The 14,269-nt window shown below is 58.1% G+C and carries 10 protein-coding genes, 1 tRNA gene and 1 pseudogene; 11 read left to right on the plus strand and 1 reads right to left on the minus strand.

All coding sequences use genetic code 11. The features are described 5' to 3' along the window. Positions 1 to 15 precede the first annotated feature (15 nt). From VCA57_RS17070 to VCA57_RS17120, 11 genes and pseudogenes are all read left to right on the plus strand, one after another. Positions 16 to 804 carry a polysaccharide biosynthesis/export family protein gene (locus VCA57_RS17070; RefSeq protein WP_411186476.1) on the plus strand — a complete coding sequence of 263 codons (789 nt, stop codon included), beginning with the start codon at positions 16 to 18 and terminating at the stop codon, positions 802 to 804. Next, positions 798 to 2,786, plus strand: a pseudogene (locus VCA57_RS17075) (exopolysaccharide transport family protein); the annotation flags it as partial. The gene VCA57_RS17070 and the pseudogene VCA57_RS17075, both read left to right, overlap by 7 nt. 168 nt (positions 2,787 to 2,954) lie before the next feature. Continuing rightward, on the plus strand, positions 2,955 to 3,350 hold the full coding sequence (locus tag VCA57_RS17080; RefSeq protein WP_411186477.1) for a cupin domain-containing protein: 396 nt from the start codon (positions 2,955 to 2,957) through the stop codon (positions 3,348 to 3,350). 81 nt (positions 3,351 to 3,431) lie between these two features. Further along, a complete protein-coding gene (locus tag VCA57_RS17085) occupies positions 3,432 to 5,423 on the plus strand; it encodes an exopolysaccharide transport family protein (protein ID WP_411186275.1) in 1,992 nt (663 codons plus the stop codon). Then, the gene (locus VCA57_RS17090) at positions 5,423 to 6,598 is read left to right on the plus strand and encodes a glycosyltransferase (protein WP_411186276.1); all 1,176 of its coding nucleotides are present in this window, start codon (positions 5,423 to 5,425) and stop codon (positions 6,596 to 6,598) included. Before VCA57_RS17085 ends, VCA57_RS17090 begins: the two co-directional genes overlap by 1 nt. Further along, on the plus strand, positions 6,595 to 7,920 hold the full coding sequence (locus tag VCA57_RS17095) for a GH39 family glycosyl hydrolase (protein WP_411186478.1): 1,326 nt from the start codon (positions 6,595 to 6,597) through the stop codon (positions 7,918 to 7,920). The genes VCA57_RS17090 and VCA57_RS17095 overlap by 4 nt, the downstream gene beginning before the upstream one ends. A gap of 8 nt (positions 7,921 to 7,928) precedes the next feature. Continuing rightward, entirely contained in the window at positions 7,929 to 9,134 is a 1,206-nt protein-coding gene (locus VCA57_RS17100) for a glycosyltransferase family 4 protein (RefSeq protein ID WP_411186277.1), read from the plus strand. Further along, complete coding sequence (locus VCA57_RS17105; protein ID WP_411186278.1) at positions 9,125 to 10,228, plus strand: glycosyltransferase family 4 protein; 1,104 nt, start codon at positions 9,125 to 9,127, stop codon at positions 10,226 to 10,228. Before VCA57_RS17100 ends, VCA57_RS17105 begins: the two co-directional genes overlap by 10 nt. Further along, a complete protein-coding gene (locus VCA57_RS17110) occupies positions 10,225 to 11,613 on the plus strand; it encodes an O-antigen ligase family protein (protein WP_411186279.1) in 1,389 nt (462 codons plus the stop codon). Before VCA57_RS17105 ends, VCA57_RS17110 begins: the two co-directional genes overlap by 4 nt. Then, complete coding sequence (locus tag VCA57_RS17115; protein WP_411186280.1) at positions 11,610 to 12,419, plus strand: acyltransferase; 810 nt, start codon at positions 11,610 to 11,612, stop codon at positions 12,417 to 12,419. The genes VCA57_RS17110 and VCA57_RS17115 overlap by 4 nt, the downstream gene beginning before the upstream one ends. Before the next feature lie 9 nt (positions 12,420 to 12,428). After that, the gene (locus VCA57_RS17120; RefSeq protein ID WP_411186281.1) at positions 12,429 to 13,835 is read left to right on the plus strand and encodes a lipid II flippase MurJ; all 1,407 of its coding nucleotides are present in this window, start codon (positions 12,429 to 12,431) and stop codon (positions 13,833 to 13,835) included. A gap of 209 nt (positions 13,836 to 14,044) precedes the next feature. Here VCA57_RS17120 and VCA57_RS17125 read toward each other — a convergent pair. Continuing rightward, a tRNA-Lys gene (locus tag VCA57_RS17125) sits at positions 14,045 to 14,121 on the minus strand. Positions 14,122 to 14,269 lie beyond the last annotated feature (148 nt).

A 14,269-nucleotide genomic window follows, 5' to 3' on the forward strand; every position in this document is an offset into this window, starting at 1 on the left:
ATGTACGTTTATTCAATCAAGTCATCCGTTCAGGCCAAAGTTCTTACGCTATTACTGCTAGTGCTCAGTGTGGCCGGTTGTAGTACGCCAGCACGGGTTCACCTGCCGGATAATGAAGCGCTCAAGTTGCGTCATGAGGAACTCTACAAGCTGGCTGACCTGCCGCCGCCGCAGGTGCGTATTCAGAGTGGCGACACCTTGCGTATCGTGCGGGATGCGCAGGAGCCCTCGGAAAAGGACGACATGACCATGTTCGTGGTTCGGCCCGACGGTTATTTCTCGATGCCGTTCGTGGGGCTGATCAAGGCGGATCAACGCACCCCCGAAGATGTCGCCAAGGAAGTGACTGCTAAGCTGGCCAAAGTCTATCGCCGTCCTGCGGCCACGGTGAATATCGCCATCGCCCCGAGCAATAAGGTATTTGTTGGTGGCGCTGTGCCGAACGCCGCTTTCTTTGATCTGACCGGCCACGCCACGCTGGAGCAGGTGCTACTGGCTTCTGGCGGTGTGCTGCCATCTGCTGACAGTGACAACATAGCGTTGATGCGCGCCGGTACTGACGGTAAGTACAAACTGTATTTCTTTAGCCTGGCCAGCATGCTGCAGGATAAAGAGCGGCCGATGGTGGCCCTGCAACGCGGTGACATGATCTACGTGCCGCAGTCGGGCATTGGTAGCGCGGTCGAAGCGGTCGATATGTACTTCACTCGTTTGTTCCCGATCAACAAGAGCATCGGCCTAGGCTTTAGTTACGACCTGAATCCGCAAGATCAGGTTGACATTAAGTGCGGCAGTTTATGTTAGAGATTCGCTCTTTTCGCGACCTGTTGCGGCTGTTCTTTATCTTCCGCCGCGAATTCCAGTGGGCGGTGATCGCCACCGTGGTCGTCGCGGTCTTGGGTGCTTTTCTGCTGCCTGCCAAATACGAATCCAATGCTCGCCTGCTGGTTAAGCCTGGGCGCGAAAGTACAACGCTGCCCATTGAGGTCGCCAATCGGCAGACACTCATCGCCCCGAGCACGCAGCGTGATCCGATCATCGATGAAGAGCGGATGCTCACCGGCCGACCGATTGTGCGCATGGTCGCTGAAAGCTACCTCGTGCAAATGGCTAACTACCAACCGCAAGGCTTCTGGAAAACCGTCAAATTTTATGTTGGCAAGGTGACCGGCTCGGTAATCGAAGCATTACGCAGCGTATTGCAACTGATCGGCATCGTCGAAGAACAAAGCCCGGTCGAGCGTCTGGCCAAAAAGTTGGAGAAAAATTTCGTTGTTGGTCACGAGCCCGGCTCGGCAGTTATGGAGGTCAGCTTCACGTGGGATGACCCGGCTGTTGCCCAGAAAGTGGTGGAGATTTGGGTAAATTCCTACCTTGAAGAGCGTACCCGTGCGCTCAGTCGCAACAGTCTGTACGCCTTCTATGACGGTGAAATGCACAAGGTCGCCAGTCATATTGATCAGCTCAAGCAGCAGATGAGTGAGGCGTTGAAGACGATCAACTCCATCAGCGTCGAAGAGCGCCTGGACAACCTGACCAATCAGATCAATCGCATAACCGACTCCCGTGCAGAGAAACTTAACGACCAAGCGGGCATTAGCAGCTTCCTCACGGATGCACGCCTGCAGCTCAAGCGTCAGCCGCAGGAGGTCGTCACCGCACGTGAGGTTAGCCTCAACCCATCCAATCTTGACCTCAAGCGTCGTCTCAATGCGCTCAAGCAGGAGCGCGCTCAGCTGCTGCGAACCTTTCTGCCGGATACCCAGCCGGTGCGCGAGATCGAAGAAAACATTGCCCAGATGCAGGCAATGATTCGCGACGAGCAGGAGCGCCTGGAACGGTCAAAAAATTTCGCTCCCAACGGTATTGTGGTCAACCTCCAGCAGCAGATCATTGATGCCGAATTGCGTGACCAGCAATTATCCGGGCAGATCCGCGATTACGATCAGATGCTCACTAAATTAAGTGCCGAACGCCTGCGCATTCTCCGGAGCGAGCCGAAGATCAGTCGGTTGATGCTGCAACTGGCCAGCGCCGAGAAGAGCTACGCGCTGTATGCAGAAAACCTGGAGAAGGCACGGATCGACCAAGCGCTCGATAAAAGCCAAATCAGTAACATCGCCATGGTTGAACAGGCTACCTATAACCCCAGCCGGGTCTTCCCCAAGAGCCTGATGATCCTGCTGCTGGCCTTGCCCGCCGGGCTGGCAGTTGGTCTGTTGACCCTCTATATCTGCTATCTGATTGATCAGCGGATTCACGATGGCGCACGCATTGAAGAGGCGTTCAATGTGCCGCTGTGGACAACCTTGCAGGACCTCGGTCCGCCGCCTTGGCCGCGTAATAATGCCTTCACCGCCAGTATCTATCGTCTATACAGCCTGTTGCCCGCGGATGATATCGAACGCAAGGGGCTGACGCTGGCGTTGACGTCTGGGCGTTCTGGTGAGGGAGTGAGCTTTGTCATTGGTCAACTGGCTGCCATGCTCCGCGAGCTCGGTCATAGCGTTGGTTTTGATGCCACATTACCGGCACAGCCAGGCGAGGTTCTGCTGCTTGATGCTTCGGCTCTGCTGAGCAACGAAGATGCCTTCCTACTGCTGCGTCGGGCTGATTCGATCGCGCTGGTTGTCGAGGCTAAAACCAGTACTGTTCCGGCCGTACAGAATACGCTCTCGGTGCTGCACACGGCCTTCGGCAAAGTGGACGGCATTATCCTTAATAAGCGGCAGTTCGAAGTTCCAGGGTCGCTTCTGCAAATGTTCAATGCCCTGCGCGGCGGCGAGTTCCGCTTCGCCTTGCGCAAAAAACCGAAGACAGGTTCTATCGACCAGCAGCCGAGTTACCTCGAAGACGCCGCCGCGCCGTCTCCAGTGGCTCCGAGTGATCCTGCCCAGGGCGCGCCCAGTCAGAGCCCCGCCCCTGCCTTTGCCGCTGCAGTTGTCAGCCCTGCAATGCCGAGCGTTGCTGATGTGGCCGTTGTTACATCACCAGCCGCCGCTGCAATAGCTGCCACGCCGCTGCCCCCATCTGACTCGAAGATCCATACGTGGGGTAGCAGCACCCTTCTTCGCGCTGATATGCGCCATCAACTCCTGCTGCTCAGCATTACGCCCGATGCCGGAATGGCTGCGAATTATCACCTGCACAGGCGTAAGCGCTGGGTTGTCCTGAATGGCCTGTTGCAGCTTGAGCTAAATGGCGAGACTCGCCGCGTGCGTGCCGGCGAAACAGTCGAAATCAACGAAGAAGTAGTTCATGCCTTGCACAATATCGGCAAGATTCCCGCCGAGATTTATGAAGTGCAAATCGGCGAATACTTTGGCGACGACGACATCACCTTGGTGTGATGTCGAGTTTATGCGCAGTTCTCCACAGCACCACGATCAAGGCTGGCACGTTTACCAGCCTTTACAGAGAGTATTAATTCCGTGATCGAAATTCGTTCTTTCCGTGACCTGTTGCGCCTGTTCTTCATCTTCCGTCGCGAATTCCAATGGGCGGTTGTGATGACCATTGTGGTTGTCATCTTGGGGGCATTTTTGTTGCCGGCCAAGTACGAGTCCAACGCTCGCCTGCTGGTTAAGCCTGGGCGTGAAAGCACCACGCTGCCCATCGAGGTAGCTAACCGCCAGGCGCTCATCGCCCCGAGCACTCAGCGCGATCCGATTGTCGATGAGGAGCGGATGCTCACCGGCCGACCGATTGTGCGCATGGTTGCTGAGCGCTATTTGACGGATATGTCCAACTACCAGCCGCAAGGTTTCTGGAAGACCGTCAAATTCTATGTTGGTAAGGTGACCGGCTCGGTCGTCGAAGGATTACGCAGCGCGCTGGAGGTGGTCGGCATCGTTGAGGCTCAGAGCCCAGTCGATCGCCTGGCCAAAAAACTGGAGAAAAACTTCGTTGTTGGTCATGAACCTGGCTCGGCGGTTATGGAGGTCAGCTTTACCTGGGATGACCCGGCAATCGCTCAAAAAGTAGTTGAAGCGTGGGTTGGCGCCTACCTTGAAGAGCGTACCCGTGCCCTTGGTCGTAAGAGCTTGTACGCGTTTTATGAAGGGGAAATGCAAAAGGTTGCCGGACAGGTCGATCGGCTTAAACAGCAAATTGGCGAGGAGTTGAAGGCAGTCAACTCCATCAGTATCGAGGAGCGCCTGGATAACCTCACCAATCAGATCAATCGCCTGACCGATGCACGCGCTGAAAACCTCAACGACCAAGCGGGCATTCGCAGCTTTCTCGCCGATGCCAGTCAGCAGCTCAAGCGTCAACCGCAGGAAGTCGTTACGGCGCGCGAGGTTAGCCTTAACCCTTCGCAGCTTGACCTCAAGCGTCGTTTGAATGCGCTCAAGCAAGAGCGTGCGCAACTACTGCGCACCTTCCTGCCGGATACTCCGCCGGTACGCGAGATCGAAGAAAACATCGCCCAGATGCAGACGCTGATCAGCGGTGAGCAGGAGCGCTTGGAACGTTCGAAGAACTTCGCGCCCAACAGCATTGTGGCCAACCTCAAGCAGCAGGTGATTGATGCCGAGCTACGCGATCAGAAACTATCTGGACAGATCCGCGACTACGATCAGCAGCTCGCACAGCTAAGTGCCGAGCGCCTTAATATTCTGCAGAGTGAGCCGAAGATCAGCCGGCAGATGCTGGAGCTGGCGAGTGCCGAGAAGAGCTACGCGCTGTATGCCGAAAACCTGGAAAAGGCGCGGATCGATCAAGAACTCGACAACAATCAGATCAGCAACATTGCGCAGATCGAGCAGGCCACCTTCAACCCCAGTAAGGTCTTCCCAAAGAGTCTGATGATGCTCTTGCTGGCCCTGCCGGCAGGGCTGGCTATCGGCCTGTTGACCCTTTACATCTGCTACTTGCTTGATCAACGCATCCACGATGGTGCGCGGATTGAAAGTACCTTCAAAGTGCCGCTGTGGACTACCTTGCAGGATCTAGGGCCACAACCTTGGAACCCCAGCAGTGCGTTTACCGCAAGCATCTACCGTCTTTACAGCCTGCTGCCCGCTGAGGACATTCAGCGCAAAGGTCTGACGTTGGCGCTGACCTCCGGGCGTTCCGGTGAAGGTGTTAGTTTCGTCAGCGAGCAGTTGGCTACCATGCTGCGCGAGCGCGGCCATCACGTGCGTTTTGATGCCGAATCTCCCGCACAGCCGGGTGAGGTATTGATACTTGATGCTTCGGCACTACTGGTCAACCAGCAAGCCTTCCTCACATTGCGCCACGCTGACCTGATTGTTCTTGTCGTTGAAGCTAAAACCAGTACCGTTCCGGCCGTGCAGAATACGCTCTCGGTGCTACACACTGCCTTTGGTAAGGTCGATGGTTTCATCCTCAACAAGCGGCAGTTTGAAGTGCCTGCGCGCATTTTGAACGGCGTTAAACGTCTACGGCGTGAGGTCTGATGCGTATTGCGCTGCTTTCGCCACTGCCTCCGGAGCAGACTGGCATCGCCGATTATGCCGAGCACTTTCGCTCGTCACTCTCTGCGTTGGGTGTAGACGTGCTGACGCCATTGCGTGGTGTCAGCGGGGCGGACCGCTTGACGCAGCTGAGCCGCTTCGACTGGAGCCAGGTGCAGCTTGTCCATGCTGAGCTGGGCGGGGGGCGTTTAGGTGAGTTTGAAGCACTCGACTGGTTGCGTCGCCACCATCCACAGCTACCGCTGACAGCCACCGTGCATGACCCTGAACGCCTCGTTTGGCGGCGTGCGCGCTTGCCTTGGCCGCTGTCGTGGCTTGAGCGTCTGCCGCGGCCCATGCCACAAATATGCGCATTACTGGCTGACCCACTGACCTTGTACGAGGAGCGTCGTCTGGCTCGTCATCTGCGCCGTGCGGTGACGTTGACCGATACTGGTGCTCGCTGTCTCAGCACGCGCATGGGGCTGCTGCCTGGGCAGGCAGTCAGCATTCGTCACGGTAATCTGACCTTGGCGCCTGGTGAATTACCAGCGCTCGACCCGCTGCGGCTTCTCTACTTTGGCTTTATCTACCGTGGCAAAGGTATTGAGGATTTACTCGCTGCCCTGGCGCAGGTTTTCCAGCGCCAGCCTTCGCTGCGCGGGCATTTGCGTCTGACGCTGGCTGGCGGTACTGCCCCGGAAATGGCCTTCGGCCCAGCCGGCAATTACCTGGATGAATTACGCGCCCTGGCCCAGCAGTTGCAACTGCCCGATTGTCTGGACTGGCAGTTGGATCTGCCTGCCGAAGCCATCGCATCGACTATTCAGGCCCATCACGCGATGGTATTGCCTTATCGCGAATCGAAAAAGCTCGGTTTGCTCGGTGCGATGCGTGGCACCAGCGGTGCGCTTTCCTGGGCCAACGCGTGCGGCCGCGGGGTGATCACTTCCAACGCGCGCGCCTTTGCCGAAGAAGTTAGTAACGGTAATGGCACCACCTTTGAACAAGGCGATATTGCCGCGCTGGCAGACGCCATTGAAGTACTGGCCCTGCACCCACAGCGGGCCGTCGAATGGGCTGAACGCGCCGCCGTCATTGGCTTGGCGCGGCGTTGGCCGACCACAGCAGCACGCTTTCTGGAACTCTTCCAGAGCGTTTGCCGGGAGAATCAATAATGCGCAAGATGCTCTATTTACTACCACTGGCGGCGTTGACGGCTGCGGTATTGTGGCTCAGCCCCTTGCAGCCGGCCAAGGCGCAGGGCATGCAACTGAACGCCCCCCGAGCGGTAGTCTGGAAGGATTTTCTCGGCGTTAACGCACATTTTCTCTGGTTTACCCCTGAGCAATACCGTCAGCAAATGCAGATGTGGAAAGCGCTTGGTTTGGAGTGGACCCGTGTCGATTTGCACTGGGACCGCCACGAGCCGAAGGAAGGCCAGTATCGCCTTAGCGAACTTGACGGCGTGATCAGCTCGCTTGATGAGCAAGGCTTGCGCTCGGTGTTCTATCTGGTGGGCTCGGCACCGCATGCCACTAGCGCGCCAGCCAACTCGCCAGTGCCGGATCAGTATCCGCCCAAAGATCCCGCTTTGTTTGCCAAGACTATGACCATGTTTGCCAAGCGTTATCCGAGTGTGGACGCTTGGCAGGTTTGGAACGAACCCAATCTCCCGAGCTTCTGGCGACCGCATGAGGATGCCGAGGGCTATGGTCGTCTACTGCTGGCTACTACCCAAGCATTGCGCGAGGTCGACCCGAACAAGCCTGTGGTTATGGGCGGTATGGCCTACTTCAGCCAGATGCCCGTCAAAGGTGGGCTGATGCTTGAGGAGCTCGGCAAACTCGGCGTGCAGCGTCTCGGCACCGTGGTGGCTTATCACCCGTATTCGCAAGAGCCGGAGTATGACGAGCCTGGTAGCAATGACTTCATCCTGCGTAGCCAGCAGCTCAACACAACGTTGCGTAGCGTGCAGGTGCCGGCAATCTGGGCGACCGAGTGGGGTTGGTCGAGTTACTCAGGGCCTAAAGAGCTGCAGGAAATCATCGGTGAGCAAGGGCAGGCTGACTATGTGTTACGCCGTTTGGCGCTGATGAGTGCGTTGGATTTCGACCGTGTGTTCCTGTTTGCGCTGGCCGATCTGGACAGTCGCGCAACGGCGCGAGATCAGCATTACGGCCTGCTGGATCAGCAGGGCAAGCCCAAGCCGGTGTATCAGGCTCTGCAGCGCTTTCTCAAAATCAGCGGGCCGCGTCTGCAGCCGTCTCAGCCGCCACGCATGAGTACGACGCCTGATGACCTCTACAGCATTGCCTGGCAGCGTGAGGATGGTCGCCGTTTGTGGATGTTCTGGAGTGCCAGCGGGGCCACGCTGCAATTACCCGAACTGACCACGGCCGAACTGCACGACCCGCTTAGCGGCGAACAGCAGACACTGCAGGGGCAGGCAGGTCTGAGCGTGAAAGCCAAGCCAGGTCTACAGATGCTTGTATGGTAAGTGAGTCGATGCGCATTCTTTGGATCTTGCCTTATCTGCCCTGGCCCACGGCCAGCGGTGGCAAGACCCGCCAGTACCACATGCTGCGTACCCTAGCGGCGCGCGGGCATCGCATCACGCTGCTGGTGCAATCCAAAACTGCGCTCGACGAGTCTGCCCGTAAAGCCCTTGAGCCGTTGTTGGAGCGGTTGATTGTGCTGCCACGGCGTAGCCTGCGCCATCCACTGACGCTGGCCTGTGCCTTGCTGGGGCCGTGGCCGTTGCTGACGTGCCTTAATGGTCTCAATCGCCGCCTGAGCAGCACATTTAGCCAGCTTCTGGGCGAGCACTGGGACATCGTGCAGGTTGAACACAGCTACAGTTTTCAGCCTTACGCTAAAGCCCTGTCGCATTATCCGCAGGGCTTTGTGCTGACCGAGCACAACCTTGAGTCCAGTTTGGGCGGTGCTACCTACAGCCGCTTTCCGGGCTGGGCTGCGCCATTTATCTGGTTTGATCAGTGGCGCGCCAGGCGCTGGGAACGCCGGGTTTTCGCGGCGGCTCGTCGGGTGGTGGCGGTGACCGATGTGGATGCGCAAACCATGCGTCAGCTGACTAAGACGCCGGTTGCGGTCGTCGTCAACGGTGTCGATACGCGCGGTGCCGCGCAGGTCACGCCGAATATGCAGGCTCAGCGCATTCTCTTCGTGGGCAACTATGAGTATCCGCCCAATGTGGATGCGGTGACCTGGGCGCTTGAGGAGATTTTCCCGCGTCTATGGCAGCAATGCCCTGAGGCGTGCTTCGCCGTGGCGGGTTACGCCATGCCGGAGGAGTGGGCCCAACGCTGGCCCGATTCACGCATTGAGTGGCATGGTTTCGTGGCTGATCTTGCCGAGTTGCAGCAGCAAAGCAGCTTGTTTCTGGCGCCTCTGCGCGATGGCGGTGGCTCCAAGCTCAAGGTGTTGGAAGCCTTGGCCGCGGGGCTGCCGCTGGTCAGTACGGCGCAGGGTGCCTCGGGACTTGAATTGCAGAATACTCAGCAGGCATGTTTGGGCGAGACGGCTGAGGGCCTGAGCCAAGCGTTGGCCGGGCTGCTCGCCAATCCTGAACAGGCCCGTCAGATGGGCGAGCGTGGCCGCCAATACGTCCAGCTCCGCCACGACTGGAATGCCGCCGCCGACCAATTGGAAGCGGTTTATCAACAGATTCGGGAGAACGTCGCATGCGTGTAGGTCTGGATTACCGGCCAGCGACTGTCGCACCGCAGTCCGGTATCGGTCGGCAAGTATGTGCGTTGGAGCAGGCTCTGCTGTCAGACCCTGACACCGAACTGCTGCGCTTTAGCGAAGCACCGTTGGATCATCCACAGCGTGAAACAGCCTGTTGCCCCGTCTGGGGAGGCCCGCTGGAAGGGCTGCAGCGGCCGCAGGTGCGTTGGCGCTTCGAGGCCCGTTTTCTGCCGAAGGCACTTAGTGAGAAGCGGGTAGACCTGTATATCGCCACGGCCAATATGGGCCTGCCACTGGGCCGCAAGCCAGCCGGACAACGCTGGGTGCTGGTGCTGCATGACCTGTTTCAGTTAACCGAGAAAAACCATCACCGCTCGCAGCTCAAGGCGCTGGCCTACCGGATGATCGACACCTTATCGATTGCCTGGTCGGTTTGCCGGGCTGACCGTGTTTGGTGCCCGTCACAGTTCTCTGCAAGCGAAGCCGGCAGGCTCTTTCCGTTTGCGCGGCATAAGATCCGTGTGCTACCCAATTTGGTCGCTCCATCCACCGCGCTTGCTGACCCGCAGCGCTCGGCAGATTTACCGCCGCGCTACTGGCTGGTGGTCGGCACCCGCGAGCCGCGCAAGAACATGCCCTTGTTCCTGCGTGGCTGGCAGTCGGCGCGTGCCCTCTCTGTCGAGGTGCCGGAGCTGGTTCTGGTTGGCTATCCACAGGATGTGCCCGAGGAGCTCAGAGATATCCCTGGCCTGCATTGGCGTCACGGACTTGAGGATGCTCAGCTTCAAGCGCTCTACGAGCATGCCGAATGCCTCTGGCAGCCGTCTTATGCCGAGGGCTTTGGCTTGCCGGTGGTGGAGGCGCTTGGGCATGGCACGCCAGTGGCGCTAGCCCGTGGTTCGGCCCTCGACGAAGTGGCCCCGGCCAGCTCGCCGCGTTTTGCTGCGCATGATGCGGCTGATCTGCAGCGTTGCCTGCTGGCACTGGCCAGTCAGCCGTTGCCACGTACACCTGCCCTGCGCGAATGGGCAGAGCGCTATGCCCCGGCCGCCTATCGGCAGCATCTGCAACAACTGCTACAGGAGCTTGCATCGTGAGCGGAGGACTTCCCATCGCGGTACTGTTGGGCAGTGTGTTTGGTGTGCTGCTGTGGTTCCTGCCGGTGAGCAAGATCGCCATCGTGATGGTCGGCCTGGCATTGACCCTCACCTTGATGCGCAAGCCTCTGTGGGGGCTGCTGATTTTCGCTGTGCTGGCCACCAGTATTCCCTACACCACGGTGCAGGTCGGTATCCGGACCACCGTTAGCGAAGGGGTGTTGATGCTGACGTGGGGCGCGGTGTTCTGGCAGGGCTTTCTCGGTCGCAACCGTGGCCTGCTGCATTGGCACCCCGTAGAGCGCAGCCTGGCGATTCTGATGGTTTATTCAGCGCTGCCGTTTGCGGTCGGCATGGTTATCATCAACGCCGAAGGCAATGGCCCGGTGAACTGGGTCCGCTGGCTGATGAACCTGTCGCTGTTGTTCTTGGTGCCACTGTTGCTGCGTACAGAGCGTGACCGTGACCACTTGGTCGTCGCCCTACTGCTGGGCAACCTGATCATGCTCAGCCTATCGATCTTCATCTTCCTCAAAGATCGCGATGCCAACACCATGATCCCAATTCTCACCGATCTGAAGTACGCCCACCCTGAGGCAATCAAGGACATCTTCTCGGCGAACTATCAGCGCATGGCATCGCCCTGGGTACACCCGAACCTCACCGGCGGTATTCTTGCGCTGATGGTGCCGCTGGCGTTGCTCTACGGTTGGACCCGTGCCGGCTGGCGCCGGCTGCTCGGTTTGACGGTAGCCGTTATGGGCGCAGCCGGTCTGCTGTTCAGTATCTCTCGCGGGGCCATTGTTGCGTTGGTGCTGGTACTGTTCTGGCTCAGCTATAAGCGGGTGCCCTACAGCGGGCGGATCATTGGTCTTGGGGCCGCCTTTGGTGCCGCGCTGGTGATGTTCTACCCGCCGCTGCAAGAGCGCCTGCTGAGCATGTTCTCTGCCACCAACGCGAGTACCGAGATCCGCTTCGAGGAATACGCGATGTTCCCCGAAGTTATGTCCCGCTATCCGTTGGGTATCGGCTTTAAAGTCGATCCGCCGGTGCCTGGTAGTGGCTTGCTGGGTATCTCCAATCTGTGGCTTAACTTTATCTACAAGATTGGCCTGCCGGGTATGGCGCTGTTTGTACTGGTGACCATCCTCTGGTGGCGTGCGGTACGACCGCTCGGCAGGGTGCCGGCCATTACCCATGAAAATGCTCTATGGCTGGGCAGTCTCACTGGCGTTTTGGCTGCGCTAGTTACCGGTATTTTTGACCACTACTACAGCTTTACCTTCGTCATCATTGGCTTGTTCTGGCTGCTTGCTGGCCTGGCCTTACAACAAGCGCGGTTGTTCCCGCAGCAAACCCGAGGCATCAAGGAGTCGACCCCATGAAACACCGTGTGATGCTGCGCTCGCACCTGCGTAATAAACTGCCCCAGTATGCCGGTACGCTCGGTACCACTCCCGAGATGCTGCTTGAGGCGCTGGAATGGATGCTGAGTAATGACATCGTCTTTGAAGAGGGTGAGCGCTACGCTATGTCCTCCTTTGACCTTGAACCGCGTATTGAACATCCCCTCGCCAGGCGCTTCTTTGCCCTGCTGAAAACTGAGATTCCTGCTCGCTTCTTGCCGCTCTACGGCAAGAACTGGGCGACCCTCAAAGACCGTTGGCTACGAGCTTGGGAGCAGGCGTACAACATCCTGATCAACAAGATTCCCAGCCATCATGTGCGGATCTGGTGGCTGCGTGCCGGCGGGGCAAAGATTGGTAAGGGCTCGTCGATCTGGCGCAATACCGAGGTCTTGGGCGTCGAGAACCTGGTGATAGGTGATGACAGCGTTATTGCCTGGCACTGTCAGGTCGATGCGCGGGCTGGCTTGGTCATCGGTGATCATGTGGCTATTGCCTCTCATGTGTTGATCATTGCTGGAACGCATGACCTAAATGCGCCCGAGTTTTGGTCGATATCCGCGCCTATCTATATTGAGGACTACGCGTGGATTGCCAGCCGGGCGCTGATCGGCCAGGGCTCGTATATTGGCCGTGGCGCGGTGGTGACGGCCAATACGTTGGTCGCCAAGGAGATTGCACCGTACAAAATTGTTGGTGGTAGCGGCGCCAAGCCAATGGGCGAACGTCCGCATGACCTCAACTACAAGGTTGGTGGCAAAGGCTTGTTCACCCTGTTTCACTGACGGCCTCTTATGTTCAACAGCACGCTCTGGTTAACGTTGGCCACGCTGGTTGGTCTTGCGGCAGGCTTTGCTCGCGAGTGGCTATTGGTGGCTGCCTGGGGGGCGGGTGGCCGGAGCGATGCCTTCTTGGTAGCCCTGTTTCTGCCAGAAGCATTACGCATGACGATGGCCGGTGGTTTGTTGGCTGCAGCAGCGTTGCCGCTCTACAGTCAGCGTAGCAAGATGGCCCAGCAGCACTGGTTGAATGGCCTCAGTCCTTGGCTGTTGTCGTGCAGTCTGTTGCTGGCCGGCTTGTTTGCGGTCGGCGCACCGCTTTGGGTGCGACTGATTGGCCCTGGTTTGGACGACGTCGCTCGGGACCAAGCGGTCGGTAACCTGTACCTGCTCGCTGCCTGTGCTCCAGGCTTCGTGCTGCATGCGCTATTGAGCATTCCGTTGCAGGCGCGCGAGCGCTTTGTGTTGGCTGGGCTTGGTTCGCTGATGTTCAACCTGCCGGCGGTTATTTACTTGGGCGCTTCGGGGGCAAACAGCCAGCCGCAGCATGTGGCGTTGGCCTGCGTGCTCGGTAGTCTGCTGATGCCGTTGTCGTTGCTGATCCCTGTCTGGCGGCTTGGCTGGCGTCCCTATAGCCGCAATGGCGAGGCCGGTGCCGGTCGTGAACTGTTGAGCAAACTCGGGCCTTTACTTGGCAGTAATCTCGCGAGCCAGGCGCTAGCGCTCTTAGAGCGTATGGTGGCGAGCATGTTGGGAGAGGGTGCGGTTACCTGGATCAATCTCGCACGCAAGTTGATAAACCTGCCGCTGATTGCCTTGATGAATCTAAACCAAGTTTTACTGGGCATGATGAGTGCTCAGCAGGGGGCTGCGCGTCTTGGGCTGCTGAAACAAGGCTTGGCCGCCGCGACTATCCTCAGCGTGCCAGCTTCCCTAGGCTTGGTGGGCGCTAGTCCAACCTTGGTCGCGATGCTGCTTCCTGGGCAAGTTGCAGGTGGTCCGCTGCCGTTGTTGCTGGCCTGGTTTGCGGTGCCTCTGGTTTTTGGTGCCTGGAACGCACTCCTCGCGCGCTATGCCTACGCTGCTGGCGATACCAGCTTGCCGTTACGTTGTGAGCTATTGGGTAGCCTGTGTGCAGCGCTGTTGCTGATCAGCCTGCCGTTTGCCATTGGCTTGATCGGTGTAGCACTAGCCGCGCTTGCTGGGGTGGTCGTTACCGGCTTGCTATTGATGCAGCGACAGGGGCTGCTGGCGAGCGTGGATTGGGTTAGGCAATGGCTGCTGAGTCTTTTATTGCTCGGCATCGTGGCAGCAGGGCTATATCCGCTCACCGCCGGCTGGCTGCAGTTGGGCTTGTGCACCCTTGTTTCTTCGTTGGTTCTCATGGCGTTGGCTGCTTGGCTCAAACCTTGGCGTGCCTAAGTAGGTATAAGCCAAGGGCTTTGAGCTAGCTTTTTCAGCTAATCGCATAATTGCGCTAGAGGAAAGCTGCCGGCAGTGCATGAGTCCGAGTCTTTAGCGCGGCTTGATGCGCGGTGTCTTGGTCTCGCCAATTGGCGAGAGCCGAGCTGATGCGTAGATGCACAAACGAAAAAGGCCCACCTTGCGGTGAGCCTTTTCGGTATTTCATATGGTGCCGGCACCAGGAATCGAGCCCGGGACCTACTGATTAAAAGTCAGTGACACACATACATTATCCACAGCCTGCATGAGCAGAATTCACAGCTTAACGTTTTTTCTAAATGCCTGAATTATCTAGCTATTAACGTTTTTACTGGCTTTCAGGGGCGAATATACTCGCTGTTCAATAAGTAGTCAAATACCTACCCCGTTCCTACCCCGGGCGCTATAATCCT

This window comes from Pseudomonas sp., from assembly GCF_046581935.1.
GTDB lineage: Bacteria > Pseudomonadota > Gammaproteobacteria > Pseudomonadales > Pseudomonadaceae > Aquipseudomonas.